Source organism: Paenibacillus aceris (assembly GCF_017874035.1).
GTDB classification, from domain to species: Bacteria; Bacillota; Bacilli; order Paenibacillales; family NBRC-103111; genus Paenibacillus_E; species Paenibacillus_E aceris.
The window spans coordinates 1-24,557 of the sequence record NZ_JAGGKV010000002.1 but is presented as its reverse complement, the minus strand read 5'-3'; the positions used below and the strand labels follow the sequence as shown (position 1 = coordinate 24,557).

Sequence of the window (24,557 nt, the reverse complement as noted above, 5' to 3'; positions counted from 1 at the left end):
ATGAGTCAACACCATACGGGTACTCATGATAACCATGCGCATGGATCGTTAAAATCTTATGTCATCGGCTTCGCGCTCTCGATCATTTTGACCATCATCCCGCTGGTTGTCGTTATGAACCATATGTTGAACAAAACCGGAACATTGGTTTTGATCCTTCTCATGGCCGTTCTGCAGTTTGGTGTACAATTGTTTTTCTTCATGCATGTGAAGGAAGGCGAGAACGCGCGATGGAATATTATGACGCTGATTTTTGGCCTCATTATTCTCGTGACGATCGTTGGCGGTTCCATCTGGATTATGACTTACAACACAGTAGCACATTAACATATAGGTTAAATAGGTTAAAAAGGAAAAGACGCTCTTGCCCGCGGAATACGCGGGAAGGGGCGTCTTTTTCGTATTTTCAGCTAACAAGTAGACTTTTTATTGCGTTCTTTCATTTCGCGTTTATCTTGTTGGACGGCTTTGTCACCAAATTGATCTAGACGTGAAGGGCTGCCTGCTGGTCCATTATTTTTCGGTTTGCTGTTTCTCCCACTCATGATTATCACCTCCGAAATTCAGCTTTTGCTAAATAGGAAAGGTTCATGCTGGTGCTTTCAGGAAGGAATAAAAGGGTTGTCAGTATGATGCCAAACATGATACATTATGTATCAGAGATACTAAATGTATCGAGCATCGAGTGTAGACAAGCTAATTTAGTGAACGGAGAGGAGCCGAATGATACGCCGAACCCAGCGATTTCGTAACCATCTCGATGACAATCTCATTCATTTGCGCAAGAACTTGTTTATTTCCCCAGCCGATCCTTTGTATTATGAGAAAGTCATCCGGTATTTAGATGCCACTTCACCGGAAGCTCATTATAAGATCGGGCAAAAATTTCAAAGGAAAGGGAATTATAAGCGGGCTATTTTTCATTACAAGGAAGTTCTTCGGACTTACCCGTCGCCATTTTACTCCGCTGCTAACCGAGCCATTCGACACATTGAAGAGGAGCAGGCGGCACATGCGCTGAACATGCAAAATGCATTCCCGGAGGAAACGAAGAGGATGCTGCCGCAATTTATGAAAACGCTGCTCATTGTTCTGCTTGTGCTTAATCTTCTCTTAGTTGTTTTGTTTGCAGGGAATCAGCCGCTCTACAAAACAATTTCTTCCATGAAAGTTTGGGGCGTTGGAAGCGATGTTACCTATGAAACGGTAGACGCCCCTTTTATTATGTACATAGCGCCTGAGACGAGCAGCGAAGCCATTGAATTGGCTTTGCATAAGCAGGCGTTGGAGCTGGCAAAGGAAATGCCGAAAACGAACATCCTAATTTACGGAGTCCTGTCACAGGACAACGGTAGTATTGGGAAAACCATGCTGCTTAGGGATGAAGAACTGACGAAGAGTGCCATCGTCGTTGCGCAGTATCATCCTGAGACAGATGACAGGGTAAGAATCCGTTTCTTAAATGCTGAATTTGAAAAGCACCAACCGCTTAGTGCGTTTGGTGCTAATTTAGTTAGAACCGCATTGGAAGCCTACATAAAAGACAACGGGAGCCCGCCTGACCGTCTAGAAGCGCTTCTGCAGGATTATCCAAACAACTACCTTAGCTTCATCCCATTGGAGGCTGCAACGGGCTCTAATGGCGTTTCAGCGGCTTTCACCGGTAAAGGAGGATGGGTATATACGCCAGGGGCAGCGGACCTCGCGCAGATGTTCTATGCGAATTCAGAAGCTGTGGCGAATATGACTTACGAACCGGTGCATATTGAAATTAATAAGGACGAGCATCAACTTAAGCTTGTAAGCGGACAATATATTTTATGGGATAAAGAAATCGGTCTGGGAGCGAACGATCGCACGCCGCAAGGGCATTTCCAGGTAATAGACCGCGTACAAAACCCACAAGGAAGCCATGCTCAGAGTTACGGGGAAGCAGGCTTGGGACTTGGCGGAATTGCGCTGCACGGCACTTACGATGAGAGCTCAATCGGCTCGGACAAATCGCTCGGTTGCGTCAGGCTGACCAATGGAGATGTACAGCAGTTATTTCCCTTTGTACCCAAGGGTGCAGAGGTGCAGATTCAAGCCACGGCTCAAGCCGCGAACAACCAAGAGCAAGTGAAGGACGCTGATCGGCTCATTCCTTCCGCCCGGCCTGCGCTTGACGAATCTCCTGAAGGCGTCGTATTCCATTGGCTTGGATAGATCGGCGAAACTTAATGCCGTTACTTAAAATGAAAAGCAGCTGAAGCGATCCGACATCATTTTCGGAGCTTCAACTGCTTATTTTATTACATTAAGTTTTCCGGGTTGAGTTTTTCAAGTTCCGGAATGACGAAGCGTCCGTCTTTGCGAATGAGCACATCGTCAAAGTAGATCTCTCCACCGCCATATTCAGGACGTTGGATCAGCACCATATCCCAGTGAACCGAGGACCGGTTCGTGTTATCCGCGGTCTCATAGGCTTGGCCAGGCGTGAAATGGATGCTGCCGTCAATTTTCTCATCGAACAGAATGTCTTTCATTGGATGTTTGATGTAAGGGTTCACGCCAATCGCGAATTCGCCGATATAACGCGCTCCGTCATCCGTATCCAGAATATCATTCAATTTCTTGGTGTCATTGCTGGTTGCTTCAACAATACGGCCATTTTCGAAACGAAGAACAATGTTCTCGAAGGAAGTGCCTGAATAATTCGTCGGTGTATTGTAGCTGATTACGCCATTCACGGAGTCTTTCACAGGCGCTGTGTAAACTTCGCCATCCGGAATATTTCTTAATCCTGAGCATGGGACTGCACCAATGTTTTTAATGGAGAAAGAGATGTCCGTGCCTTTGGCAACAAGACGAACTTTGTCCGTACGGTTCATGAGAGCAACAAGTGATTCCATCGCTGTAGCCATTTTGCTGTAATCGAGATTGCAAACGTTAAAGTAGAAATTTTCGAATTCCTCTGTGCTCTTGCCGGCCAGTTGAGCCATGGAAGGGTTCGGATAGCGCATGACGCACCATTTGGTATTGTTAATGCGCTCGTCGAAGAGCGGGCGTTGGAAGTGCTTCAAGTAAAGACGCATTTGTTCATCCGGAACATCGGACGATTCTGTGATGTTATCCCCGCTGCGAACGGCTACATAGGCATCCATCTGCTTCATGCGGACGAGCTCAAACTCGGACCATTCGCTAAATTGCTCTTGTGTGCCTTTCATTTGCAAGCTTCTTGTGATCATTGGATCGCGCAGCTCGATGAATGGCTTGCCGCCTACAGCATATACTTCTTCGATAAAGCATTTGGCGAGTTCTGGATCTTTGACACCAATCATCTCGATCAAAATCTTCTCTCCGGGTTGAAGACTCACCGAATAACGGATAATGTTGCGGGCAAAAGTTTGAAGTCGTGGATCTCTCATTCTTAGGTCTCCCTTAATTGAATATTAGTACTTAGAAATTATATCGCAATAAGAGCGCTAAAGCTAATTGGACTCTGATTTCGCGGAACTTTAAGGGTATGCTACAATAGAGGACTAGGCAAATGGGAGTAAGTGAATTAACGATGACAACTTAGAGGAGGACACAATGGCAAGAGAACAGATTAAAGTGCCCTTTGGGTATGAACCGCCGGCACAAACACGCAAAGGAACCATCTTTGTGTTCGAAACTTTTGAAGATTGGACGGAAGCCGACATGCAAGCTTTTACAGCATGGGCGGAGGAAAAGAAGTTTGTCCGCGCCATCTTTTATCCGCAGCATGAAGAAACGCTGCGCAGAATGGACATTGCGAGTAAAACGCCATATCATGCGCGAGTGAAGCATTTGGAAAGCCTGCTCAAACAGTCGAACAGCACGGTTCAATTGGATTTGGACACGTGGGAGGGGAAGCGCAAGAAATATACCCCAATGGATACTTCCCTTCATTTTTTAACGGACAAATCGCCTGGACCTTATTTTTTATGCCTGAGTGACCGATATGCTAATCTTTTCGTCACTTATCCGTCCTTTAAGGAATGGATTAAAAATCTGAGGCTTTATATTAACGAGCAATTCCACGTCCCACTCCATGGCAAGCTGACAGAATATGCACAAAGATGGGAAACCGTTCGTTTTGGAAATGGCTCTTAGAGATAAGCTTGTTTCTAATAAATTAACCATATTAATTATGGTTATCATCGTTGCGGGTATGAGTCAAGGCATGCTCTTGCCGCTGCTAACGATTTTGCTGGATCGATCGGGGGTATCTGCGGATGCAAATGGCTTGAATGCAGCTGCGCTTTATATTGGCATTTTCTCGACGATGTTCTTCATTGAAAAGCCGGTACGGCGCTACGGCTATAAGCCGGTCATTATGGTTGGGATGGGGCTGATCATCACAGCGACCTGCTTGTTCCCGGCTTGGCAGCAGGCTGGATTCTGGTTTGCACTGCGTTTGTTAGTAGGAGTAGGGGACAGCGCCTTGCATTATGCCACCCAATTATGGATTGTAACGTCCAGCCCTAAAGAGCATAGAGGACGTAATATCTCGCTGTATGGCATGGCATACGGGATTGGTTTTAGTTTAGGGCCCATTGGGATTACGCTGTTAAAAGCAGGCATTTGGGTTCCGTTTCTGACTACAAGCAGCTTTTTTCTGATCATTCTGCTGCTGTTGACGAAACTGCCGAATGAACGTCCTGAACGGGGTGAACGCATGGAAGCTGTGCATAAGCGTGCATCCAAAGTGGCTGCCATGGCTTGGTTTCCATTGATTACTTCGCTTCTTTACGGCTATATGGAAGCCTCGATGAATAGTAACTTTCCGCTCTACGGCTTGCGAATCGGCCTCTCCGAGCCTAATATCGGAGTTCTGCTGCCCGTAATCGGAGTCGGCAGTTTAATTATGCAGCTGCCGCTTGGTATTTGGAGTGACCGGATTGGCCGGAAGAAGATTCTTATCACATCTGGACTCATCGGTGCAATGGCCTTTTTCTGTATTCCGTTCGCAGGGGCGAATTTATGGTTGATCGGCCTGTTATTTGGCATCGCCGGAGGGATGGTCGGTTCTTTTTTCTCACTTGGACTAGCCTACGCGGCGGATATTTTACCTAAACATTTATTGCCTACAGCCAATGTACTGGCCTCTATTCAATATAGCCTAGGGAGCATCGCCGGCCCTCTAATCGGGGGGATGGCCATTCGCTACTCGAATGTGGCAAGTATTTTTTATATGCTCAGTCTCATTTATGTGATATTCGCACTTTCAGGCCTTATGTTTCGTCGTGAAAATTCGGTGTAAAAAGAAAGACACTCCACCTTTATCCAGGGAAGAGTGTCTTTCTTTCATTTATCCAATCTCATAGCTGGCCGCCTGATCCGTCATGTAGCGCTCTGTCAAAATCGTCAGCATAGAAATTCCGATTTGGTTTTCTCCGCCTTCAGGAATAATAATGTCCGCGTACTTCTTGGAAGGTTCAATAAAAGCGTCATGCATCGGTTTCACTGTCGTCAAGTACTGATCGAAGACCGACTGCAGCGTGCGGCCCCTTTCGTTGATGTCGCGGGAAAGCCGGCGCAAAATGCGGACATCGGGGTCTGTATCGACGAATACCTTGATGTTCAAAGCGCCGCGCAGCTCCTCATCGGTTAACACATGAATGCCTTCAAGCAGCACAATGGGCTTAACGTCAATTCGAATCGTGTCTTGTGAGCGGGCATGCTGCGAGAAATCATAGACCGGTATATCGACGGCTTTTCCGTCTTTGAGCTCATTCAGGTGCTTAAGAAGCAGTCCGTTCTCAAATGCACGCGGATGATCGTAGTTAATGCGCTCTCGTTCTTCATACGTCAGTCCACTATGATGAAGATAGTAATTATCTTGTGAAATTAATGTAACGTTCGTAGATCCCAGCTTGTTGATAATCGATCTGGCTACTGTAGTCTTCCCTGAACCGGTACCACCGGCAATTCCGATAACGAGCATGAAATGTAGTGCCTCCCCAAATAACTTGAAAACCTTCCTCAGTAGTTTAACATATTGTTTATATAAAAAGAAAAAGCGATCGAATTTCGATCACCTTTTCATAGAACCGACCATTATCGAATTTGCTTAGGGGTGTGAAATTTCACTTGATTGGCTTCGACGTCTTGAGAAGCTTGAGTCAACTGCTCCATCGTTTGTTTGATTTGCTGCCCGTACTGCTCATTATTATAGGTTTGCAGCTGTTCCTGTGCATCTCTGACTTTGTGCTTGGCCTGCGTGAGAGCGGCTTGTGCGGATTGGATATCTTGAGGGTGAGCCTGAACAATGGCTCTTTGCAGTTTATACTCAGCGTCTGTAGCTAGGCGTATCGCTTGATCTGCTGCGTCAATAGCGTGTTGTACCTGCATCGAAAACTCACGAGTGTCGGACATAAGGGAAGAGCCTCCTAAGGATCGAGTTATTTTAAAGTGAACAGCGACTTTACTACATTGCTCCAAACCTGGGGAAATCATTCTTGTTTTGGGAAATGAAATTATTTCCTGGGGAAGCGCAAAATGTGAGCGTTCTCATGATTATTCGACAATAGAAGTCAGAAAATTATGAATACAAGAATAATTGCAGTGGCAAAGGGTTTTGTTTTCAAAATAGAAGTGGACAAACCGTATGAATATTCATAAGCTAAAGAGGATGGCTTTTTTTGACATGAATAGACAATTAGCGGTCAAATAGGGGATGAAAAAGATGAGAATTTGTAAAAGTATGTGTCTGGTTGCTGCGCTGACCTTCTTGATTTCAGGATGCGGGGCAGCGAAAACGAGCACGAAGCCGGCAAATACCTATACGCCAACATTAGATGTCAGCGCAACGGTCAATGGAGACACAGCTACTCTGCAATTTACCACGGATCTGAAGATTTCCAAAGAGCACTACGATCAACAACGTGTTGAAGGAGAAGGGCATGTCCATGTTTCCCTAGATAAAGGCGAGAAGATTGTCGTAACGGAGAAGCAAAAAGTGCTGGACCATTTAAGCAAAGGACCGCATGAAGTCAAGGTGTCCCTACATAACAACGATCATACGCCCTACGACGTTAGCAAAACTGTAACGTTTGAAGTGAAATAGGAGCGTCTTACCTATGCCATGGTTGAGGAAGAAACTCAGTTTACAGAAACGAATCGTATTTCTAATTACTTCGGTGACGGTCGTGATGATTTCGACAATGATGGTTTTTGACACCATAAGTTTAAATCAATCCATCAAAGAAGCTTACGTGAGCCAAATAAGCGGCATGACTATCGCGATTAATGGACGGTATGAGGAATCCCGCTCGGTTACGGATGTACAGCAAATTTTTGATTATATTCAATACAAAAACAGCCGTGTTCTTGAGCTGAAGTTGTACAGCATAGAAGGGGTTGTTTTAGCAGCTTCCGATCGCGCAGAGGTTGGGAAACGACTTGATCCCGTAAGCGTCATCATCCCGAAACAGGACAAAACGATCATTGACCATTTGCCGACGATGGCACACAGCGATAAACCGGTTGTCCGCTTAATTGCTCCGCTGCAGGAGGATGGGGCCGTTGTCGGGGCCGTGGAGGTCATTTTCGACTCATCAGAAGAGGCAGCACTGTTTAAGGAACGCACGAAACTCATTTTGGTTGTCGGCATCAGCATCGCTATCATACTATCTGTCTTGATTTGGCTCATTTTACGCAAAATCGTCATTCGTCCTTTAAGCAAGCTTCGTGAGGCTGCTGTCATCGTCAAGCAGGGAGGAGAGCTGCCGAAGCTTCAGTTCCAGACTTCCCCCGAAATTATGGAGGTATCCGAGGCTTTTAATGATATGGTCAAAAATTTGGAAGAACGCTATCAGGAGCTGCAGCAAGCGCTGAACACGCTGCAAATTACGCAGGATCAATTGGTTCAATCGGAGAAAATGGGTGCCCTAGGGAACCTTGTAGCTGGTGTCTCCCATGAAATTAATACACCGATTGGGATTGGCGTTACAGCGATCACTTATCTGGATCAGAAGACGAAGGATTTCCGGAGCTTGTATGAGACGGGTAAGATGAAGAAGTCGGATTTGGAGCAATTCCTTTCCGTCATTGGGGAAACGAATGCGATGGTGCAGTCGAATTTGGAACGCGCCTCTTCCTTAGTGCGCAGCTTTAAACAAATTTCAGTGGACCAAAGTGTTGAAGTGAAGCGCTCCTTTCAATTAAAGGAATATTTAGAGGGAATCATCGCCAGCTTGAAGCCTTCGCTCAAGAAAACGAGACTTCGCGTAGATGTCTTTTGTGATGAGCAGCTAAATCTTTATACATATCCGGGAGCTTTATCCCAAATCATTACGAATTTAGTGATGAATTCATTAAACCATGCCTATTCGCTGGAGGAAGAAGGCAGTTTGTGCCTGCGTGTCACGGATCAAGAGGATCAAATATTGCTGGCTTATTCCGATGACGGCAAAGGGATGACGCAAGCGGTGCTCGATCAAATATTTGAACCCTTCTTTACGACAAGCCGCGGCAAAGGCGGAACCGGTTTGGGAATGAATATCGTTTATAATCTCGTTACGCAGTCGCTCAATGGCACGATTCAATGCTTTAGTACATTAGGGCAGGGAAGTTTATTTATCATTACGATTCCAAAAGAGGAGGAATCCGGGCTATGACAAGACAGGACGGGTTAATGGACCTAGATGAGCTTCTATTTGCAGATGAAGAAACCGTTTCCTCGAATGACGTGGTGTTGGAACAGGATCCGTGGATTGTCTTAATTGTCGATGATGAAAAACAAATTCATCAAGTGACGAAGATGGTTTTGCAGGATTTCGAATTTGATGGCAGGAAGTTAGAGTTTCACAGCGCTTACTCGGCTGCAGAAGCCAAGCAAGTCTTACAGGAGCAGCCTAATGCCGCATTAATATTGCTTGATGTAGTTATGGAACAGGAAGATGCAGGGCTTCGAATTGTAAAATATATACGCGAAGAATTAAAAAATACGGCGATTCGTATTATTCTGCGTACGGGACAGCCGGGACAAGCTCCTGAACGTACCGTCATTATGGATTATGACATTAATGATTATAAAGAGAAAACCGAATTGACCACGCAAAAGCTGTTTACAACGGTCGTTACCGCACTGCGTTCTTATCGGGATCTGAAAACGATTGAGAAAAGCAGAACAGGCTTGGAGGAAATCATTAAGTCCTCAGCAACGTTGTTCGAGCTGCAATCGATGAAGAAGTTTGCTTCAGGCGTTTTGACGCAAATGACTTCTATTGTTAATTTGCATAAAAATGCCCTTCACTGCAGCTTCGCTGTTACAAAGGGAGTCGAGGATATTTATATTTTGGCGGCGAGCGGCGATTATGCGTCCAATCAGGATGAAAGAGCGCGTGATGTCGTTCCAGTCCAAGTGCTTGAAGAGATCGAACAGGCTTTTCAAACCAAAAAAAGCTCTTTCGCTTCAGACCGCTTTGTGATTTACTTCCAAAGCAAGATGGGGATGGAAAACGTCATTTATATGAATGGCTTTAAAGCACTCAGCGAGTGGGAGCGTTATTTGATTGATATTTACTGTACGAACGTTTCCGTCGCTTTCGAGAATATATATTTGAATGAAGAATTGGAAAGCACACAGCAAGAAATCATTTATACCATGGGTGAAATCACAGAAACAAGATCCCAGGAAACGGGACACCATGTGAAGAGAGTAGCCGAATATTCGCGCTTGCTGGCACTGAAATACGGAATGTCCGAGCAGGAAGCGGAAGTCGTTCGTTTGGCTTCTCCGATGCATGATGTAGGGAAAGTCGGAATTCCAGACGCGATTCTGAATAAGCCCGGCGCACTGACCAAAGAAGAATTCGAGATCATGAAAACTCATTCAAATCTGGGGTATGAAATGCTGAAGCATTCGAATAAGCAAGTTTTGAATGCCGCGGCCATCATTGCTCAGCAGCATCACGAGCGATTCGATGGTACTGGATATCCGCAAGGTCTTAGCGGCGAGGAAATTCATGTCTATGGACGTATAACGGCGGTTGCGGATGTGTTTGACGCACTCTGCAGCGATCGTGTTTACAAGAAGGCTTGGGAATTGGATAGAGTGCTGGATTTATTGAAAACAGAACGCGGCCGTCATTTTGATCCTGTGGTTGTAGATCTTTTTCTGGAGCACTTAGACGAATTTCTGGTGATCAAGGAACTTTACAAGGAACAACGTTAATGGCATTAAGGATGTTCAATTCGTCAAAAACGCGGATGATTTGGTGTTATTCCCGAATCCGCATAAATAAATGCCTTGAATCTGCTTCTTTGTCTCTTTATCGGAGATGGAGAAGCATTTCTTTTAATTGACATTTCCTGTATGCTAATAGGGGCTATAACTGTCAGAAAGAAAGAAGGTGTCACCATGGAGGGTATTGGACTCGTACTGGAAGGCGGAGGTATGAGAGGCGTATACACCGCGGGAGTCTTGGAATACTTTATGGAGCAAGATTGGTATTTTCCCTATGTCGTAGGTGTATCGGCAGGGGCCTGCAACGCAGTGTCATATATCTCGAAACAACCTGGACGTAATAAGAAAGTAACTATTGGTTATATTAGCGATCATCGCTATTTAAGCTATCGCAATTTATTGCGCCATAAAAGCATTTTTGGCATGGATTTTATATTTAATGAGCTGCCCAATAAGTTGGTTCCATTTGATTATGATGCTTTTTATCGCTCGCCTCAGCAGTTTGCCATTGGGACTACGGATGCACATACGGGCGAACCGATATATTACACGAAGCATCAACTTGATGAGCAAACAATGCCGATCGTTCAAGCATCAAGTTCCTTGCCATTTGTCGCGCAACCCATTCATTACGATGGACGAACGTTGTTTGACGGCGGATTGGTAGATCCTATTCCTGTGAAGAAATCGATTGCTGATGGGAACCGGAAGCACGTTATCGTACTGACCAAAGAGATGGGATATCGGAAGACTCCTTTTAAGCAGGGATGGTTAGCGAAGAGTTTCTACCCTCAGTATGACGGCCTTGTGAATGTGTTAGTCAATCGCAGCGAAATCTATAACGGTACCATTGAGCTCGTTAGGCAAATGGAAGCGGATGGAAGCGCAATAGTGATTCGTCCTTCATCTAAAGTGGTAGTGGGACGAATGGAGAAAAATCCTAAAAAGCTGGAAGCGTTACATGAGCTTGGCTATGAGGATGCGAAGCGAATGGGAGCACAAATGAAACAGTGGTTGTTTAATTAACCTATGGATAAGGAGTTTTTCACGTGAGTGCGATGAGTCCAAAGATTACGACTTTCCTGTTGTTTGCCGGTCAGGCAGAAGAAGCAATGAATCTTTACACGTCTGTATTTGATCAGTCCGAAATCGTGACGATCAAGCGATACGGCGCAGGTGAAGGCGGTGCCGAAGGAAGCGTGGCGCGTGCAACGTTCTCGCTGCACGGTCAAGTCTTCATGTGTACCGATAGTGCTGTAAAGCATGACTTTACATTTACTCCCGCCATTTCACTCTTCGTTAACTGTGATTCGGAAGAGGAGATTGATCGTGTCTTCGCTGCATTGTCGCAAGACGGCAAGGTGTACATGCCGCTCGGTTCCTATCCCTTCAGTGAGAAATTCGGTTGGGTTGGAGACCGATTCGGTGTGTCCTGGCAATTAAATTTGGCTAAAAAGTAAACGAATGTGACATGACCACGATTTCTGTCCGTAGGAATGCTGGTTTTTGTTTGCATTCATAGCGAACATACGGTATGGTAGTATCAAACCAATAAGAACCCACGGGAGCTTGAGGAGTCAGGCTGAGATTGTGACCGCGATGTCACTAACCGTTAATCTGATCTGGGTAATGCCAGCGTAGAGAATTCACACAAAATGCACGTCCATTCCTTCTGTCTTGAATGGGTTTATCATTTTTCTACCTATGGCGCTCCCGGATAACGGGGGCTTTTTCTTGTGGTTATATAGAAATAAGGGAGAGGGAAACAAGAAATGAACTGGAAGAAAATTGCGCCACTTATGCTGGTAAGCTTAACTGTACTTGCGGCAGGCTGCGGGAAACAAGAAGCTGGGCCGGCGAACTCTGCTAGTCCGGCTAACACCGCTAAGCCGCTTACCGATGTGAAGGTTGTTCTCGACTGGACGCCAAACACCAACCATACAGGTCTATATGTTGCGAAGGATCAAGGATTTTTTGAACAAGAGGGGCTAAATGTACAAATCATTGCACCTGGCGAAGCTGGTGCGGATGCCATGATTGCTTCAGGTGCAGCTGAATTCGGCGTCTCTTACCAAGAAAGCATTACGCAAGGACGCATTCAAGGTGTGCCTCTTGTTTCCATCGCTGCTGTCATTCAGCATAATACATCGGGATTTGCTTCTCCGGTGGCGAAAAACATCAAATCTCCGAAAGATTTCCAAGGAAAAACGTATGGAGGATGGGGCGCGCCGGCTGAAAGTGCGATGATCGACTCTCTGATGCAAACCGAGAAAGCAGATCCAAGCAAAGTGAAGATTGTGAATATCGGGGATGCGGATTACTTCACGGCAGTCAAAAGAGATATCGATTTCGCTTGGATTTACTATGCATGGACAGGTGTGGACGCCGAACTTCGCGGCGAGCCGCTCAATATGATTTATTTGAACAAATATTCGGACAAGTTGGATTATTATACACCGGTTCTGGCAACAAGCGAAAAGTTGATCAAAGAAAAGCCTGAGCTCGTTAAAGCGTTCACAGCTGCTGCAGCGAAGGGATACCAATTCGCGATCAGCAAGCCTGAAGATGCCGCTAATATTTTGATCAAAGCCGTTCCGGATCTGGATAAAAAGCTCGTCATGGCCAGTCAAAAATGGCTCAGCCCGCGTTATCAGGATGATGCGCCACGTTGGGGCGAACAAAAGCGTCAAGTATGGGAGAATTATGCGAACTGGATGCTTGACCATAAGCTTCTGGAGAAAAATCTCGATGTAGACGCTGCATTTACGAACAATTTCTTGCCAGCAAGCTCGAAATAAACTTCATATGTCGGAAGGGGCAGTTACAATGGCTAATGCACTTGTCAGTATTCAAATTATTCCCAAAACAAAGAACAATGAAGATGTCATCCCTTATGTGGATCGTGCGATTGAAGTTATCGCCAAATCAGGCGTGAAATACTTCGTCTCCCCACTCGAAACGACGATGGAAGGGGAGCTTGATCAGCTTATGCTCATCATTCAGGACATGAATGCTGCAATGATTGAGATGGGCAGCCCTAACGTGATCTCGCAAGTGAAAATTTACTTTAACCCGTCCGGCGCTTCGATGGACAAGCTGACGGAGAAATACAGATAATGAAACTGAAGAACGGATTAAAAGCAGGGTGGCCACCGATTGTTGTGGTCATCCTTCTCTTGCTTATTTGGCAGCTTGCCGTGACTTGGGGAGGGGCGGCCAGCTGGCTGCTTCCGAGTCCGCTCAAAATATGGCAGGACGGCACAACGGACATGCCGCGGGTTTGGATGCATACATTTGCTACGGTACGTTTAATGTTAATGGGGTTTATTGTTGGGACAGTTGGCGGCGTTATTGTCGCAAGCTTCTTACACCGTGTGGCCTTCTTAAAGGCCGGGTTTTATCCGCTTCTCATTCTGTCGCAAAATGTCCCGGTAATCGCACTGGGGCCGCTGCTTATCATTTTATTTGGTTTTGGCGTTTTACCTAAACTTATCTTAATTGCACTTGTTTGCTTCTTTCCCGTAACGATGTCGACCTTGGATGGATTTATGCAAACGGATCGGAGCATGTACAATTACATGCAAATGATTGGTGCAAGCAAACGGCAAATATTTTATAAATTAGAGCTGCCGCACGCTCTGCCATTTCTCTTTACTGGACTCAAAATATCGGCCACTTACAGCGTCATGGGAGCCGTCATTGCGGAATGGTTGGGCGGCGGTGTCGGACTTGGTTATTATATGATTTTGCAAAAATCTGCCTTTCGCGCAGATCGCGAGTTTGTTGCTATTCTAATCATCGTCGTGCTTAGCTTGTTGTTTTTTTGGCTTATTGCAGGGCTTGAGAAGTTCGTCATCCGGTGGAACGCCAAACGTTCATCCTAGGGAAGGGGAGAAACAGACGTGAGCAAACTAGAGCTTAAACGCATTCATCATACGTTCACTGGAAAAAAACAGCGAGTCCCCGTGTTGACCGATGTTACGCTGCATGTTAATGAAGGCGAGTTCGTTTCCATTATTGGCCCATCCGGCAGCGGGAAGAGCACGCTGTTTCACATTATTGGAGGTCTCATTACTCCTTCTTCCGGAGAAGTTTGGCTGGATGGCTCCAATGTAACCGGAACCAAAGGGCTTATCAGTTATATGCCGCAACAGCCTGCTTTGTTTCCTTGGCGCTCTATTGAGGCGAATGTAGCGCTCTCGCAAGAAGTTGCTGGAGAAACGCGCACAGCAGCACTGGAAAAAGCAAGAGAATGGCTGCCAAAGGTTGGATTAGGCGGCTATGAGAACGAGCTGCCGCATGTGCTGTCTGGCGGCATGCAGCAACGTGTCTCGTTCCTGCGGGCACTGCTGAGCCCGCAGGAAGTCATGTGTCTGGACGAGCCATTCGGTTCCTTGGACGCATTAACCCGGCAGGCCATGCAATCATGGCTGCTGAACATATGGGAACAGAACAAACGGTCAATTCTGTTCGTGACTCACAGTATTGAAGAGGCGTTATTTCTGTCGGATCGCATTTACGTCCTCTCCAACAAGCCTGCTCAAGTTATCGAAGAGCTTGTAGTTCCCTTTGAGCGGCCTCGTCAAGAAAACGTGATGATGGAACCGAAATTTCACGAGCTGCGGCTGCATGTTCAAGGTCTGCTGCGTCAGGAGATGATGTTATGATTAACGCTATCGATGCTCATATTCATCTAGATATGTATGAAGAAACTAGAGCTCAAACGATCATATCGGAGATGGCACAGTTTCAAGTTGAGGCACTTATCGCAGTATCCAGACACCTGGCATCCTGCCAGGCAACGGAGAGGCTGCGTGCGCAAGCGCCTGAACAGGTTTATGCCGCCTTTGGTTATCACCCGGAGCAAGAGTTGCCTAGCGACTCCCAACTTCAAGAATTGTTAGCGTGGATTCATGAGCACGCGAATGAGATGGTCGCAGTCGGTGAGATCGGCTTGCCTTACTACACGAGGCTTGAAGCAGAAGAGAAAGGAGAGCAGCTTGATTATTCCCCTTATGTTCAATTGCTTGAACGCTTCTTGGAGCTGGCAGCTCACCTGGCAAAGCCCGTCGTTCTGCATGCGGTATATGAAGATGCCGACATCGTATGCGATCTTCTTGAGAAGCATGGTGTTCAAAAAGCGCATTTTCACTGGTTTAAAGGATCACCTCAGACGGTTCAACGTATGATTCAGGCTGGTTATTATATATCCATCACACCGGATATCGAGTATGAAGAGGAAATTCGTGAACTGGTTCGAAACTATCCGCTAGAGCTGCTCATGGTCGAAACGGATGGCCCCTGGCCATTTGAGGGGAAGTTTGAAGGACAGGAGACGCAACCGCGCATGATTCATGCTGTATTGGAGCAGATTGCGCTTTTGCACGAGATGCCGATAGATAAAGTGGCGCAAACAATTTTGCGAAATACGAAACAATTTTACAACGTTCTTACCTTTGGTTAATAGAAGCTGGACATCTGTTCGTATTGGATCTATAATAAAACAGAACAAACGTTCGATATCTAGATGAGGTGAGTATATAAATGACGGTCAGATGTGCTTGGGTCAATGAGGATCCGTTATATGTCCATTACCACGATCATGAATGGGGTGTTCCGGTCCATGATGATCGCCAATTGTTCGAGATGCTGAATCTGGAAGGCGCACAAGCAGGATTAAGCTGGTATACCATATTAAAGAAACGAGAAGGCTATCGCGAAGCCTTTGATGGATTTGACCCGCAAATCATCATCCAGTATGATGACAAGAAGTTGGCCGAGCTTCTGCAGCACCCAGGGATCGTGCGTAACCGTTTGAAAATCGCATCGGTTGTTCAGAATGCGAAAGCTTTTCTGAAAGTGCAGCAAGAATTCGGTTCATTTGACAACTATATTTGGGGATTTGTTGGCGGTCAGCCGATCAAGAATCACTGGGCGGACATGAGTCAAGTACCTGCTACTTCGGACATTTCCGATGCCATGAGCAAGGACTTGAAGAAGCGCGGATTCAAATTCGTGGGTTCAACGATTTGCTATGCGTATATGCAAGCTGTTGGTATGGTGAACGATCATAACCAGCATTGCTTTCGTTATCACAGCGTGAACTAAAAGAGAGAAGGCCATCTGTTAAGGACAAACGTCCTAGCAGATGGCCTTATGTGTGCTTCTTCTCAGGCATATTGGAGCTGTTTCTCCATCAAGTTATATTTAATTAAATAGATCCGCTTGCGCACATAAAAGTCGTATACGGCGCCAGTTAACTCTCTTGGTTTAATACGATTGTTCGTGTCGTTGTCTATGATTATCACTGAGCCGTCGTCATAAAACTTAAACGTGTAATCGGCGTAGTGGGAATGCGCCTCATCCAGCATGGCGTCTATCTGTCCAGGGAGAAGATGGTCAGTGTCACACAATGCCTTGTGGTACCAATAATCTCTCTCAATAAACCGGAAATTGTGACTGGCGTTCATCATGTAACTACCTCCTCATCTAAATGGAACATTTGTTCTTGTTTTTATTATAACAAACAAACGTTCGTATTGGAAGAGGAATCTCTGAAAAAAAGGGAAAATTTTCATAGAAAAAAACCTCCAATCAGCTAGATTGAAGGTTCCTTACAGATATGATATGTTTGGTAATCGCCAGACCGTGCATGCGTCCTGTTTCGATGAATATCTCATTCGCATCGTATTTGGATGAGGCGACTACTCCTGCTACGTATAGGCCAGGGATGCTTGTTTCCATCGTATCAGGATTAACGAGCGGGGCATTCGTTTCTTCATGAAAACCGACGCCGAGCGATGTCAGAAGCCCCCGATCCGGCCGGAAGCCTGTAAGGGCAAGCACAAAGTCATTATCCAGCATGACTTCTTCGTGTTCTTTTCGCACCATGATCGCCTGTTCTTCAATCCTTGCGACTTGGGAGTTAAACCACATCTGGATTCTGCCCTTGTTCACCATGCTTTCAAATGTCGGACGAACCCACGGTTTAATATTGGCTGAGAAGTCTTTTCCTCGATAAATAACCGTAACTTCAGCGCCAACTCTAAGCAAATCCATAGCTGCATCAACAGCGGAATTGTTTCCGCCGATAATGGCTACTTTGGCTCCCGAATAGGGATGGGCTTCTTTATAGTAGTGCGTCGTTTTTGGCAGCTCTTCTCCAGGTATCCCGAGCATGTTAGGATGATCGAAATAGCCGGTAGCAACGATAACTTGTTTAGTCGTGTACGTAGTTTTTTGACCGAATTGATTCTCTGTATGGACAATAAATCCCGACTCTATTTTTTCAATAGAAACAACTTCCTCATAGGAATGTATACGCAGCTTTTCTCTTCGAGCTACCTCTCTATAGTAAACCAAAGCTTCTTGGCGATATGGCTTTTCATGAGGGGTGGAGAATGGATAGCCGCCAATTTCAAGCAGCTCCGGCGTACTGAAAAACTGTAAATAGGTAGGATATTGATAAATAGCGTTCACGATACAATTTTTTTCTATAAGTAAAGGCGACAGCCCCTCACGTTGTAAAGCGATAGCGGCGGACAAGCCGCAAGGCCCCGCTCCAATGACGATAACTTGTTCCAAAGTGTGACAACCTCCTCTTAACTTATTCCTTCTTATAGTATCGCAAGCCAAAGGGGATGCCAAGTTCAGGGAAGCAAAATAGAGCAGAAAGCGCTCCGATCAAGTATCGGAATAGCTATCTGCCCTACGCCAGAGGATTGCCGGTTTACTTCTGATTTAACTGATGCCCTTCATTGTCTTCGCTGATATCATCTTTTGCCAGATTGACGGAAGTTAGGCTTGGTGCGTTTTCTAAGGTGTCATTAACGAACTCCAGGTCTTGATTCTTTGCATTCATATTCGTTGTACCCTTGTAATTGCCTGTATGCTTTTTATTTTCCATCGTTAGTCATCCTTCCTAGGTCAGTTTTACGTTCAGGCTTAACGTGTACACTTGTTGCTTATTTTATTCCGACAGGGCTGTGTAGTTCGGTTGGGCAAAATCCGCTATAATAAGTGAAGTTGGATAAAAAAGGAGAACTGAGACGATGAATTCAAAGCGTATTAAACATATGGTTGTTTTTAATTTGCATGTTGGCAAGGATACTCCGGAAGCAGAACAATTCTTAAGAGGAAGCGCTAATGAGCTTGCGGCAATACCTGGCGTTGAGCAGTTTGAAGTATTTCGTCAAGTGAGTGCCAAGACGGATTACGATTTTGGGTTTTCGATGGTTTTTGCCGATCAGGAGGCTTATGACGGGTACAATGTCCATCCCGTACATACGCATTATGTAGCAGAGCGCTGGGTAAAAGAAGTTTGCCGTTTTCAAGAAATCGATTTAACGATATTTGAGTAAGGAGCTTTGAAATGAAACCATTGAAACTACCGAAGGAAGAGAAGGAAGCATTGATTATTGATTTGCAGGAGCATATGGAGTCAGACCACGGGGTCACAATGGGCAACTTAGCGGCAGAACAATTAATCGATTATATGATCGGACAGTTGACAGCGCCTATTTATAATCATGCCATCGAAGATGCAAGCAAAACGATGATGGAGAGAATGAGCGTGTTAGAAGAAGACCTGTATGCTATGAAAATATCAAAAAAATCGCGCAGATAGCGATTTCGTCAGTTTGGTTTGGGGAGGAAATGAGCACGATGAATAAGTCAGAAGAAATGTTCGATATTTATGATGTGAAAATGAATTGGCTCGGGACGGCGCCGCGCTCAGAAGTACATGCGAAAGGCTTATGGCATCGAACATTTCAGTGCTGGATCGTAAGTTTGGAAGCGGGAGAGCCTGCTCTGCTGCTTCAGCTGAGACACCCTGATAAAGATTTGTTTCCGAATTTGCTGGACATTTCATGTGCCGGTCATCTATCAGCCGGGGAAACGGTTGAAGACGGCGCACGCGAACTGCACGAAGAATTAGGATTGGACGTGGATTTCGCCGAGTTAATCCCTTGTGGGTTGTTCGCTGAAGAAGATCTGATGTCGGACGACCTCATTGATCGTGAGTTTTGCCATGTGTTTATTTATCGTTGCGATCAGCCTCTGGAGAATTATGTTTTACAGCCGGATGAGGTTACCGGTTTATTTAAAGTGAGTGCGGCAGGGCTTGAGCGTCTAGTGCATGGAGAAATCGGACAACTGAAGGCCAGCGGCTATCAAACGGGACAAGACGGTCAACTTGAAGAAGCGAGTCATAACGTGACTTTGGATGATTTGGTGCCGCATCCTGCAGCTTATTTCGACCTCGTCTTTCAAACGTTAAAGAAGAATGCGCTGTTCGCATGACAAAGAACCGGTGCGGGCGACCCGACCGGTTCTCCAAAGACCCAATGTGTTAGACGAAGTATTTGTTCGCTATGTAGGCGTAAGCGATATAACCTGCGATGGAAAGTCCGAAGCACACAATTCCAAGCACGATTTTACGCTTAAATAGAAGCAAGAATCCGGCACTGAAGGCCGATCCTATAAGCAGCATTGCAATAAAAGTGAGAATTCCCATGGATCCTTATCTCCCTACCCTTTGTTTACGTATTCACGTACCATGTCTTCGGTTACATAAGAACGGAGAGGAGAAATACCTTCTTTGGCATGGGCGATGATTCGAGCCGTCACCGCATTAATGGCATCAACAGTAAACGGCAGCCCCCTTTTGCACAGATCGACAGCATCGTCAATCGCGCTCTCGCGCTGTGCATCCAGTTCTGCAAATCGCACGAGATGCATATGCTGTGCATTCGAATGTTTGGATATCGCTTCATGTACATTCATCTTCATGTTCTCCTTTTCGTGACCAGATATTTCTTCAGTATACACGATTGAGTGGGTCAGGAACAGTTTTTAGAAGAGGAATTCCGAACAATATTCGACAAATGTCCAATCGATCTCAAGACTTAACTGAAAGCTCGGAGTGAAGGAAATGCATACATTACCGATTGAACTCGTACTCCCGCAATTGATAGAAGTATTATCAACACGTTCATGTGCGGTACTGGTCGCCCAGCCTGGTGCAGGGAAAACGACGCAAGTTCCGCTTGCGCTGTTGCAAGAATCATGGCTGCAAAACAAAAAGATACTTATGCTGGAGCCCAGAAGACTGGCAGCACGGGCTGCAGCCCGTTATATGGCGCGACTTCGGAATGAAGCGGTTGGCCAAACCATCGGATACCGGGTGAAAAATGATACGTGTATCGGACCGAACACACGGATTGAAGTAATCACCGAAGGAGTCCTTACCCGAATGCTCCAAACAGATCCCGCTTTGGAAGGCGTGGGTATCGTTATTTTTGATGAGTTTCACGAACGAAGCTTGCATGCGGATCTAGGGCTTGCGCTCTGCCGGCAATCGCAATTACTTCTGCGCGAGGATTTGCGAATTCTCGTCATGTCCGCAACGATTGAAGCTGAACCCGTTGCGGACATGCTGGATCAGGCTCCGATTATTCAAAGCGAAGGACGTACTTATCCAATAAATACGCATTACTTGAGTGCCAAACAAGATGAACGACTTGAAACCACAGTGGTCAGAAGTATTCGGCAAGCACTTGCGTCGGACGAAGGCAGCCTGCTCGTATTTCTTCCGGGCGCTGCCGAAATCCACCGTGTTGCCGGCAGTCTTGCCTCGCTGCAGCTGGGCAAAGAGGTGGAAGTTGCCCCTCTGTACGGGAATCTGGCCCAGGATGCGCAGGACCGCGCGCTAATGCCCAGTATGCCCGGGCACCGGAAGGTTGTGCTCGCAACCTCTATCGCCGAGACTTCACTAACCGTCGAAGGCATCACGGTTGTGATCGACAGCGGCCTCATGCGAGTGCCGCGTTTTTCGCCGCGCACCGGCATGACTCGCTTGACGACGGTGCCAGTGTCCGCGGCCTCTGCCGATCAGCGCAGAGGCCGGGCCGGCCGTCTCGGTCCAGGCGTGTGCTACCGCCTGTGGACCGAGACCGAGCAGCGGCAGCTCGCGCCAAGCTCAACGCCAGAGATCCGCGAAGCGGATCTGGCGCCGCTGGCGCTCGAGCTGGCCGCCTGGGGCGTGACAGACCCAGCGGAGCTGGTCTGGCTGGACCCGCCGCCTGCTGCTGCATACCAGCAGGCGCGGGAACTCCTCGTGCAGTTAGGCGCATTGCACGAGGATGGGGGCTTGAGCGCGCATGGCAAGCGCATGGCAGCGCTAGGTCTGCACCCCCGGCTTGCGCACATGGTGCTGCAAGCTAAGTCTCTTGAGCTCGGCGCGCTTGCGTGCGAGCTCGCTGTGATGCTGAGCGAGCGCGACATTTTGTCGAGCGCTCGCGGCCGTGATGCGGATGTGCGCACCCGCATCGAAGTGCTTTGGCGCGCTGCACAGGGCGAGCAGCGCGCAGACGTTGACTTTGGCTTGTGCCGCCGGATTACGGCGGAAGCCAAAGCGCTGATGCAGTCGCTCGGCATCGGACCGAGCGCGCAGCGGTCTTCGGCGAGCGGCTTGCTGCTCGCCTTCGCTTACCCCGATCGCGTCGCGCAGCGGCGATCGACGGGCCGGTTCCTGCTCAGCAGCGGGCGCGGCGCTGTGCTGCCTGAGCTGCAGGCGCTCTCGAATGAGCGCTATCTGGTTGCAGCGGAGCTCGATGACAGCGGGGTGGAAAGCCGCATATACTTAGCGGCCCCCGTGCTGGAAGATGAGCTCCTGGAAGCCTTTGACGGCCGGTTGCAGCAGGAGCAGGAAGTGCTCTGGGATTCAGCGGCCGGCACCGTTAAAGCCAGACAACGCTTGCGGCTGGGCGCTATTATTATGAAAGAAAAACCTTTGCAGGAACCAAATCCTGATCTGCTTGTGCAAGCCTTGATTACTGGCATTCAATCCGAATCACTAGAGCTGCTTCCTTGGAACCGCAGTGCGCGGCAGCTGCAGCAGCGTGTTATTTTTCTGCACAGCTATGCCGGCGAGTGGCCGGATATGCGGGATGAAGCGCTGCTTGCAACCTTAGAGGATTGGTTAGCGCCCCATCTGTACGGCATGACGAGTAAAGGCTCACTTGGGCGGCTTAACTTGACAAATATATTAGAGGAAATGCTAACATGGGAGCAGCGACGCAGGTTGGAGGAGTGGGCACCTACTCACATTCAGGTACCTAGTGGTTCGCGTATTCCCATTGATTATAGCGTGATGGAATCGCCGACTTTATCAGTTCGGCTGCAAGAAATGTTCGGTTTGGCGGACACGCCGCGAATTGCAAAAGGCCGAATTCCACTTATTTTGCATTTGTTATCACCCGCACAGCGTCCGGTTCAGGTGACGAAGGATTTGGCGAGCTTTTGGCGCGAGGCTTACTTCGAAGTCAAAAAAGATCTCAAAGGCCGCTACCCCAAGCATTATTGGCCGGATAATCCGATGGCCGCCATCCCCACCAATCGGGCCAAACCGCGCGTGTGACTTATTGGCACGAGTCGTGCCGGGAAGGGAACTGAGTGATTCATGACCGTTCACTCCGCAACGGAGGATATCGTCATCTATATAACTGCGGGCTTTGCGACGGCGCCTGATTTTCTGGACCGGTTTGGCGCGGCGCTTGCTGCCTGCTTTGAACAGGCGGGGGTAAGTGTTCGCGTTGTCATTCATTTTCCGTATGGAGATTGGAGTCGGCAGCGGCAAAAGCAGCTTCGCGAAATAACAAGCGATCTTTGGAACAATGCCCACCAGAAGCCATCCCGTTATGGCGGCAAAAACTTGACGAAGCTGATCACAGACGATTTGAGCTCTGGTCAGAAATTGCTTTTAATCGGTCACAGTGCAGGAGCAGTAGCGTCGATCCAGGCGGCAGGTGCTTTAATGAAGGAAGGCGTCCCCATCCTAGGAGTGATCCAAATCGGATCTCCAAGATGCGCGATTCCTCCGGAATTGAGGAGCCGCGTTTTATATTTGGATGGGACCAATCAACTGGACCAAAAGACGGACCCGATTCCGCGGCTAGGCACGTGGGGGGGCTGGATAAAGTCCCGCTTTGGTGTTTCTCGCTGGCATCGGATGAAGCATGCTCCGATTCACCGGAAAACATTGCCAATTATTGGCGGACATGCCGATTATTTTAGAGACCATAAACCCTATATCTGGCAGGATGCAACGAACCTGCAAACGACGATTCAGACGATTTGGACGTGGTTGGCGCAGCTGGAGGAATTTGTGGAACTTGTGAAACTTGAGGGACATATTACAGAAAAGGAAGATGAACATGATTAATATTTTAAAAGCAGACATGGAACACAGCAAAGAGGACGGCTATCTCGGCCATGTTCAATTTCGTGTAGAAGGACATGAGCATCCCTACGAAATTACGCTTCAAAGCTTGCGGGGTAAGAACGATTGGAGCTATGCACTGAACTTTTTGAGTGAATCGGGGAAGGAAGAGGAGATCGAAGCGGTGGAAGAGCTTTTGGAAGAAGACGAGTGGTTCGATCTGCTTGTAAATGCGGGACTGCAGGCGCTAGAAAAATAGTCGGGAGCTGGGCGGGAGACTCCGAAGGGGGATGATGAGCTTGGATTCACCGAACGATTCCCAAGTGAAACAAGTGTTGAAGGCGAGTTACGATCAACAGGCAAGATTGCGAAACGGAGAGACCATGCAGTCGTGGAAAATAGACGAGCTCAACCTGTTCCTTGCTAGATTAAATAGGAGCAGTCAGGAGAACGGCAGCGGTAAGCGGGTGTTGGACCTCGGCAGCGGCCCGGGACATCAGGCTGACTATTTAAGAGCGCAAGGCTGTGATGTCGTGTGCATCGATCTATCGGACGAGATGGTCGCCATTTGTCGTGAAAAAGGACTTGAAGCTTTTGTCATGGATTTCTTTGCATTGGATCTGCAGCCAGCGTCGTTTGATGCTGTTTGGTCCATGAATACGCTGCTGCATGTGCCTAAAAGCAATCTTAAGCAAGTGCTTAAGAACATTAAGCGAGTGCTTAAACCTGATGGGTTCTTTTATCTAGGACTGTATGGCGGGTACGAGAGCGAAGGCATTTGGGAGAATGACTCGTACAGACCTCAACGTTTTTTCGCTTTTTATGAGGATGAGCATATCCAGCAGCGGGTGTGTAGCGTTTTTGACATTGAACATTTCAATGTCATTCCTATGGGGGATATGCAGCCCCACTTCCAATCGATCATCGCCAGGAGCAAATAATTGAACCCGTGATTTCGCGGGTTCTTTTTTTTGACAGAATTTCTATGTTTGTAGGGGAACTACAGGGCGCTATTTTGCCAAAAAGATCCCTTTGCGTGAGAGAGCGGTTTGACCCCCTAATTCCGGAGAGTTACCAGTGTAAGAAACAGTAACCTTAGAATTACGTTAATTTGCGTTTGTTTCCGCTCGTTTCCTCCAT

31 protein-coding genes are annotated in these 24,557 nt (G+C 47.2%); 22 read left to right on the top strand and 9 right to left on the bottom strand.

Features of this window, described 5'->3' with window-relative positions; translation table 11 throughout:
- Entirely contained in the window at positions 1-327 is a 327-nt protein-coding gene (gene cyoD / locus J2Z65_RS04270) for a cytochrome o ubiquinol oxidase subunit IV (protein WP_167054295.1), read from the top strand.
- An 83-nt stretch (positions 328-410) separates the two neighbouring features.
- Here cyoD and J2Z65_RS35650 read toward each other — a convergent pair whose 3' ends face one another.
- Positions 411-545 (bottom strand): hypothetical protein, encoded by a 135-nt coding sequence (locus J2Z65_RS35650; protein WP_275691003.1) that lies wholly within the window; start codon positions 543-545, stop codon positions 411-413.
- 178 nt (positions 546-723) lie between these two features.
- Between J2Z65_RS35650 and J2Z65_RS04265 the strand changes: the two genes are divergently transcribed.
- A complete protein-coding gene (locus tag J2Z65_RS04265) occupies positions 724-2,205 on the top strand; it encodes a L,D-transpeptidase family protein (RefSeq protein ID WP_167054297.1) in 1,482 nt (493 codons plus the stop codon).
- Positions 2,206-2,291: 86 nt separating this feature from the next.
- On the opposite strand, the gene J2Z65_RS04260 is transcribed toward J2Z65_RS04265, so the two are convergent.
- The gene (locus J2Z65_RS04260; protein WP_167054299.1) at positions 2,292-3,407 is read right to left on the bottom strand and encodes an aminopeptidase; all 1,116 of its coding nucleotides are present in this window, start codon (positions 3,405-3,407) and stop codon (positions 2,292-2,294) included.
- Positions 3,408-3,573: 166 nt separating this feature from the next.
- Here J2Z65_RS04260 and J2Z65_RS04255 point away from each other — a divergent pair, with 166 nt between their 5' ends.
- Both J2Z65_RS04255 and J2Z65_RS04250 read left to right on the top strand, forming a co-directional pair.
- A complete protein-coding gene (locus J2Z65_RS04255) occupies positions 3,574-4,116 on the top strand; it encodes a hypothetical protein (protein ID WP_167054301.1) in 543 nt (180 codons plus the stop codon).
- Complete coding sequence (locus J2Z65_RS04250; protein ID WP_167054467.1) at positions 4,106-5,266, top strand: MFS transporter; 1,161 nt, start codon at positions 4,106-4,108, stop codon at positions 5,264-5,266. Before J2Z65_RS04255 ends, J2Z65_RS04250 begins: the two co-directional genes overlap by 11 nt.
- A gap of 48 nt (positions 5,267-5,314) precedes the next feature.
- Here the strand turns inward: J2Z65_RS04250 and udk are convergent, their stop codons facing one another.
- Complete coding sequence (gene udk / locus J2Z65_RS04245; RefSeq protein ID WP_167054303.1) at positions 5,315-5,950, bottom strand: uridine kinase; 636 nt, start codon at positions 5,948-5,950, stop codon at positions 5,315-5,317.
- A 113-nt stretch (positions 5,951-6,063) separates the two neighbouring features.
- A complete protein-coding gene (locus J2Z65_RS04240) occupies positions 6,064-6,381 on the bottom strand; it encodes a hypothetical protein (protein WP_167054305.1) in 318 nt (105 codons plus the stop codon).
- 310 nt (positions 6,382-6,691) lie between these two features.
- On the opposite strand from J2Z65_RS04240, the gene J2Z65_RS04235 reads away from it, so the two are divergent.
- The 11 genes from J2Z65_RS04235 to J2Z65_RS04185 all read left to right on the top strand — a co-directional run bounded on the left by J2Z65_RS04235 (position 6,692) and on the right by J2Z65_RS04185 (position 16,303).
- Positions 6,692-7,072: a hypothetical protein gene (locus J2Z65_RS04235; protein WP_167054307.1), complete on the top strand. Its 381-nt coding sequence runs from the start codon at positions 6,692-6,694 to the stop codon at positions 7,070-7,072.
- A gap of 13 nt (positions 7,073-7,085) precedes the next feature.
- Positions 7,086-8,624, top strand: coding sequence for a sensor histidine kinase (locus J2Z65_RS04230; protein ID WP_167054309.1), 1,539 nt, complete (start codon positions 7,086-7,088; stop codon positions 8,622-8,624).
- On the top strand, positions 8,621-10,183 hold the full coding sequence (locus tag J2Z65_RS04225) for a DUF3369 domain-containing protein (RefSeq protein ID WP_205300913.1): 1,563 nt from the start codon (positions 8,621-8,623) through the stop codon (positions 10,181-10,183). The genes J2Z65_RS04230 and J2Z65_RS04225 overlap by 4 nt, the downstream gene beginning before the upstream one ends.
- A 186-nt stretch (positions 10,184-10,369) precedes the next feature.
- Positions 10,370-11,221 (top strand): patatin-like phospholipase family protein, encoded by an 852-nt coding sequence (locus J2Z65_RS04220; protein ID WP_167054311.1) that lies wholly within the window; start codon positions 10,370-10,372, stop codon positions 11,219-11,221.
- A 32-nt stretch (positions 11,222-11,253) separates the two neighbouring features.
- On the top strand, positions 11,254-11,655 hold the full coding sequence (locus J2Z65_RS04215; RefSeq protein WP_193580818.1) for a VOC family protein: 402 nt from the start codon (positions 11,254-11,256) through the stop codon (positions 11,653-11,655).
- Between the two features lie 312 nt (positions 11,656-11,967).
- The gene (locus tag J2Z65_RS04210; RefSeq protein ID WP_167054314.1) at positions 11,968-12,993 is read left to right on the top strand and encodes an ABC transporter substrate-binding protein; all 1,026 of its coding nucleotides are present in this window, start codon (positions 11,968-11,970) and stop codon (positions 12,991-12,993) included.
- A gap of 28 nt (positions 12,994-13,021) precedes the next feature.
- Entirely contained in the window at positions 13,022-13,312 is a 291-nt protein-coding gene (locus J2Z65_RS04205; protein ID WP_167054316.1) for a thiamine-binding protein, read from the top strand.
- The gene (locus J2Z65_RS04200; RefSeq protein ID WP_209855760.1) at positions 13,312-14,079 is read left to right on the top strand and encodes an ABC transporter permease; all 768 of its coding nucleotides are present in this window, start codon (positions 13,312-13,314) and stop codon (positions 14,077-14,079) included. Before J2Z65_RS04205 ends, J2Z65_RS04200 begins: the two co-directional genes overlap by 1 nt.
- An 18-nt stretch (positions 14,080-14,097) precedes the next feature.
- Positions 14,098-14,862, top strand: coding sequence for an ATP-binding cassette domain-containing protein (locus J2Z65_RS04195; protein ID WP_167054318.1), 765 nt, complete (start codon positions 14,098-14,100; stop codon positions 14,860-14,862).
- The gene (locus J2Z65_RS04190; protein ID WP_167054320.1) at positions 14,859-15,659 is read left to right on the top strand and encodes a TatD family hydrolase; all 801 of its coding nucleotides are present in this window, start codon (positions 14,859-14,861) and stop codon (positions 15,657-15,659) included. The genes J2Z65_RS04195 and J2Z65_RS04190 overlap by 4 nt, the downstream gene beginning before the upstream one ends.
- 80 nt (positions 15,660-15,739) lie before the next feature.
- On the top strand, positions 15,740-16,303 hold the full coding sequence (locus J2Z65_RS04185) for a DNA-3-methyladenine glycosylase I (RefSeq protein WP_167054322.1): 564 nt from the start codon (positions 15,740-15,742) through the stop codon (positions 16,301-16,303).
- Between the two features lie 62 nt (positions 16,304-16,365).
- Here J2Z65_RS04185 and J2Z65_RS04180 read toward each other — a convergent pair whose 3' ends face one another.
- The 3 genes from J2Z65_RS04180 to J2Z65_RS04170 form a co-directional block, all read right to left on the bottom strand.
- On the bottom strand, positions 16,366-16,668 hold the full coding sequence (locus J2Z65_RS04180; RefSeq protein WP_240159531.1) for a hypothetical protein: 303 nt from the start codon (positions 16,666-16,668) through the stop codon (positions 16,366-16,368).
- Between the two features lie 121 nt (positions 16,669-16,789).
- A complete protein-coding gene (locus J2Z65_RS04175) occupies positions 16,790-17,779 on the bottom strand; it encodes a YpdA family putative bacillithiol disulfide reductase (protein ID WP_167054324.1) in 990 nt (329 codons plus the stop codon).
- Positions 17,780-17,924: 145 nt separating this feature from the next.
- On the bottom strand, positions 17,925-18,101 hold the full coding sequence (locus tag J2Z65_RS04170) for a hypothetical protein (RefSeq protein ID WP_167054326.1): 177 nt from the start codon (positions 18,099-18,101) through the stop codon (positions 17,925-17,927).
- Positions 18,102-18,246: 145 nt separating this feature from the next.
- Between J2Z65_RS04170 and J2Z65_RS04165 the strand changes: the two genes are divergently transcribed.
- The 3 genes from J2Z65_RS04165 to J2Z65_RS04155 are packed head-to-tail and all read left to right on the top strand — an operon-like array spanning position 18,247 to position 19,498.
- Complete coding sequence (locus J2Z65_RS04165) at positions 18,247-18,555, top strand: Dabb family protein (protein WP_167054329.1); 309 nt, start codon at positions 18,247-18,249, stop codon at positions 18,553-18,555.
- 11 nt (positions 18,556-18,566) lie between these two features.
- Positions 18,567-18,821 (top strand): DUF2164 domain-containing protein, encoded by a 255-nt coding sequence (locus J2Z65_RS04160; RefSeq protein ID WP_167054331.1) that lies wholly within the window; start codon positions 18,567-18,569, stop codon positions 18,819-18,821.
- A gap of 38 nt (positions 18,822-18,859) precedes the next feature.
- On the top strand, positions 18,860-19,498 hold the full coding sequence (locus J2Z65_RS04155) for an NUDIX hydrolase (RefSeq protein ID WP_167054333.1): 639 nt from the start codon (positions 18,860-18,862) through the stop codon (positions 19,496-19,498).
- A gap of 49 nt (positions 19,499-19,547) precedes the next feature.
- On the opposite strand, the gene J2Z65_RS04150 is transcribed toward J2Z65_RS04155, so the two are convergent.
- Together J2Z65_RS04150 and J2Z65_RS04145 are read right to left on the bottom strand one after the other, a co-directional pair.
- Positions 19,548-19,712 carry a hypothetical protein gene (locus J2Z65_RS04150; RefSeq protein ID WP_167054335.1) on the bottom strand — a complete coding sequence of 55 codons (165 nt, stop codon included), beginning with the start codon at positions 19,710-19,712 and terminating at the stop codon, positions 19,548-19,550.
- A 14-nt stretch (positions 19,713-19,726) separates the two neighbouring features.
- Positions 19,727-19,981: a YpbS family protein gene (locus tag J2Z65_RS04145; RefSeq protein WP_167054337.1), complete on the bottom strand. Its 255-nt coding sequence runs from the start codon at positions 19,979-19,981 to the stop codon at positions 19,727-19,729.
- 148 nt (positions 19,982-20,129) lie between these two features.
- On the opposite strand from J2Z65_RS04145, the gene hrpB reads away from it, so the two are divergent.
- From hrpB to J2Z65_RS04125, 4 genes are read left to right on the top strand one after another with little or no spacing between them, the layout of a single operon-like run.
- Positions 20,130-22,616, top strand: coding sequence for an ATP-dependent helicase HrpB (hrpB, locus tag J2Z65_RS04140; protein WP_167054339.1), 2,487 nt, complete (start codon positions 20,130-20,132; stop codon positions 22,614-22,616).
- A 42-nt stretch (positions 22,617-22,658) separates the two neighbouring features.
- Positions 22,659-23,420: a hypothetical protein gene (locus J2Z65_RS04135; RefSeq protein WP_167054341.1), complete on the top strand. Its 762-nt coding sequence runs from the start codon at positions 22,659-22,661 to the stop codon at positions 23,418-23,420.
- Positions 23,413-23,676: a hypothetical protein gene (locus tag J2Z65_RS04130; protein WP_338111582.1), complete on the top strand. Its 264-nt coding sequence runs from the start codon at positions 23,413-23,415 to the stop codon at positions 23,674-23,676. The genes J2Z65_RS04135 and J2Z65_RS04130 overlap by 8 nt, the downstream gene beginning before the upstream one ends.
- A gap of 40 nt (positions 23,677-23,716) precedes the next feature.
- Positions 23,717-24,358: a class I SAM-dependent methyltransferase gene (locus tag J2Z65_RS04125; RefSeq protein WP_240159532.1), complete on the top strand. Its 642-nt coding sequence runs from the start codon at positions 23,717-23,719 to the stop codon at positions 24,356-24,358.
- The last annotated feature ends 199 nt before the right edge of the window (positions 24,359-24,557 follow it).